Raw genomic sequence first — 3121 nt, forward strand, 5'->3', positions numbered from 1 at the left:
TTCTGATCGTCCAAGCGAAACGACACCAAGCGCATATCGCTCAGCACGTCCGGCCCGAGCACGTAGGGCGTGCGCATCGCGTCCTGATAGATCAAATCCACGACTTGAGCGACCGTCACGAACCGCAGATCAAACGCCGTACCGCGCACATGCTTCAACGGCATGACGACCGGCGCAACCGACGACGCCGACGCCGCCGACGCCGCCACAGTCGCCAAGCTCGGATCGGCCGGCAGCGTCGGTAACGGAGGCACCGCGCCAGCAGCGACACCCGCATACAGCACCATGCTCCCAACAAGCGCCCTCAATCGCATCATCTTGCCCTCCCGCCTTGTTCTGTTTTCCCCGCCCGCGCGCCGGTCCAACCGCTCACCATCTTTCCGTCAACGTCGCCCGTCAGCCGCACGCCCTCACCGCGAAAATCCGCACCAGAAACCACACGCAACCGACCATCCGTCGCGGCCAGCACGACGTAACCCGCACTGCCGATCGCGTAACGCCCTGCAACGCGCCAATCTGGCGACTGCGCCGCCGCACTGGCCGACTGATGCGACGGCGAGGACCGCGACGACGGCGCTGTCGTCGCAACTGGCGTGGAAGCCTCCATTCCGGGCGTAATCCCGAAGCCGCCGCGCGCGTTATGGAAGATCTTCACCGCGAGCACGATGAACAGCGCCGACGCCACCGGCACGACAAACAACGCCTTTGGAATGACCGCCTGTTTCTTCGTGTGGACTTCGGCGCTCGTGTAGAGCTTGAACACCTCACGCGGATAAGGCCATTGCCGTTTCACCGCGTCTTTCAGGCTGCTCGGGTTGTGGCAATGGTCCCACTCGTACAGCATCGCGCGCTTGAGCCCGAACAGGTTGCGCACATGGATATGCCGCCCGACCAGATCGCGAACCGTCTTGCTGATCCGCTGCGGATGCTGCGTGATGAGGATGAAGTCGACGCCCTTGTGACGATGCACGTGCAGTTGCTCCACGTCCGGCGTCGACCTTTGGCTGACCGTCGTCGGCGGGTAGATGCGTTGCGCCTCATCGATCACGATCAAGTCGTGCGCCTCGGCCTTTTCGTGCCACTGGCGCAACCACGGCTCGTCAATCTCAACGTGCTCGATTGCCAGATCGCGAATGCCGTCGACCAGCACACGACGCCCCTTCGCAATCTTCGTCAGCAGCCAGACCGCGTGCAGCGTCTTACCACTCCCCGGAACCCCCGTAATCAGCGTGATCATTTGCTGAACACCATTTTTGTTGTGGACGTGAGCATGTAGAACGACACGCGCGCAGAGAGCCCACCGAGCACATAGGCGATGCCGTCGCCCACACCACCGAGTGCGAGCACGTTTGCGATATCGGCGCTCAAACCGCCCACGCTCGCACTCATCCATTGCACCACCTGATCGAACGCGAGATCGATTCCCGTGATCGTCACAAGACCAATGCCGAGCGCAACCAGTACACGCGTAACGATCGGCCCGACCAGCGACACCAGCAAACTCGCCCAACTCATGCCATCAACCCCATGATGAAGATCAAGCCAGCAAGCAGCGCGCACCCCAACAGAATCAGCGGACGCAGCTTGATCGCGAAATCACAGATCGGCTCGTAACTAAACGAGAGATCACCACCGAAAACCGTGACGTGACGCGGCGGCGGACACACGCCATTCCGCAAGCCAACCGAGACGGGCGAAAGCGAAATACTCTTTGAATCGCGGTTCAGCGGCACATCGTTCGCACTGCCGAGCGGTGCGCATCCGGACGCATCAGGATGCAGCGCGCACACATCGGGCGGCGGTAGCGGCTTGCCGCCACCGTCCCCGGGATTCGTGCCAGTGCCGGGGCTCGTGCCAGTGCCGAGGCTCGTGCCAGTGCCGGGGCTCGTGCCAGTGCCGGGGCTCGTGCCGGTGCCGGGGCTCGTGCCGGTGCCGGGGTTCGTGCCGGTGCCGGGGTTCGTGCCAGTGCCAGGGTTGCCGTTCGGCATCGGAAGCCTCGCCGATCCGCCGCCCGGACTCACTGATGCGAATTCGTCCACACTCGGTACCCACTGGGGATTCCTCCGATTCCAGTCGCTCACGTCGTCCGCACTAATCGGATAGGCCGGATCGAACGGCACGCCTTGATAACCGGGCTGAGTGCTCGCCTGTTGCCACAACGCGTTAGCCAGCGCCGCAACAATCGTCGGATTGATCGGCTTTGACCGCTCCGATTCCGGGAGCGACTTCAGGGCGTCCGACGCGGTTTGAGAGTGCCCTTGTTCACGGTAGTTTGGCTCACGCTCGCATTTCCGATATATGTCGCTGAGAAAAGCGGTGAGTCGGTTGCCATAGATAAGGAAGTCCTGTGGAAACTTTTTTACGGCAATCGAATGAGAACCCATGACATTACCACCATGACGGGGCCCGTCCTGATTGGGATCGGGCCAGCAAGTAGCGCCATCCGTGTTACCTGTACAAGCGTAGTGCCAATAGACGTAGCCATCGGTCGGGCAAGGCGCGTTAGCGTTCCCCGTTGCCTTAGCCACTTCCTCAATCGTGAGCGACGGTTTGCTCGGAAATACCCAGCGAATCAAACCGTCGAGCGCAACCTGTACGGACGCACCAACTACAGCACCGATCGCTGAGCACGCGGCAACACCAAGAAACCCACTTCCCACCGCACAAGCAGCCGTCGCCAGCCCACCGGCAACCGTACCGCCCACGCTAGTGATCGTATTGATGTGCGCAATCGTCGCCTCCGCTACCGCGCCCAAAGCGTCATGCCCCCGTTTCGCCTCGGTCGCAGCAATCACGCCCGCCAACTGCATCGAAGCACGCGATTCCGTAGCGGCCGCCACGCGATCGAGCGGCGGCGTCGCGTCGGTCGCCTCGACCACACGATCGAGCGGCCCCGCGGGTTTAGCGATCGTTCCCGGCTCGACCACGACATTTCCATGCGGATCGAAATGCACTCGCGCCGGAGCAGGTGCCGGCGCGGGACTCGGCGGCGCAGCCGCTGTCGCCGTCGCAAGCGAAGCAATCAGCAAAGCCACGATAAGAAGGTGCGCAAGCCTCATGACATCAAAATCAATCCGGCCGTATAGATGGTCCCGACGACCACCACGAACTGAATGCAGTA

General features: G+C 62.2%; 3 protein-coding genes and 1 pseudogene. All 4 read right to left on the reverse strand.

What is annotated here, in order from left to right:
- Positions 1–287, reverse strand: a pseudogene (locus tag WS62_RS18085) (type II secretory pathway protein); the annotation flags it as partial.
- A 26-nt stretch (positions 288–313) separates the two neighbouring features.
- A complete protein-coding gene (locus tag WS62_RS18090) occupies positions 314–1237 on the reverse strand; it encodes a zonular occludens toxin domain-containing protein (RefSeq protein WP_066573433.1) in 924 nt (307 codons plus the stop codon).
- A complete protein-coding gene (locus WS62_RS18095; protein ID WP_038777072.1) occupies positions 1234–1515 on the reverse strand; it encodes a DUF2523 domain-containing protein in 282 nt (93 codons plus the stop codon). The genes WS62_RS18090 and WS62_RS18095 overlap by 4 nt, the downstream gene beginning before the upstream one ends.
- Positions 1512–3121, reverse strand: a 1610-nt coding sequence (locus WS62_RS18100; protein ID WP_331460079.1) for a virulence factor TspB C-terminal domain-related protein, incomplete at its 5' end; no start/stop codon positions are given. The genes WS62_RS18100 and WS62_RS18095, both read right to left, overlap by 4 nt.

The organism is Burkholderia sp. ABCPW 14, assembly GCF_001523835.1.
GTDB lineage: Bacteria > Pseudomonadota > Gammaproteobacteria > Burkholderiales > Burkholderiaceae > Burkholderia > Burkholderia mayonis.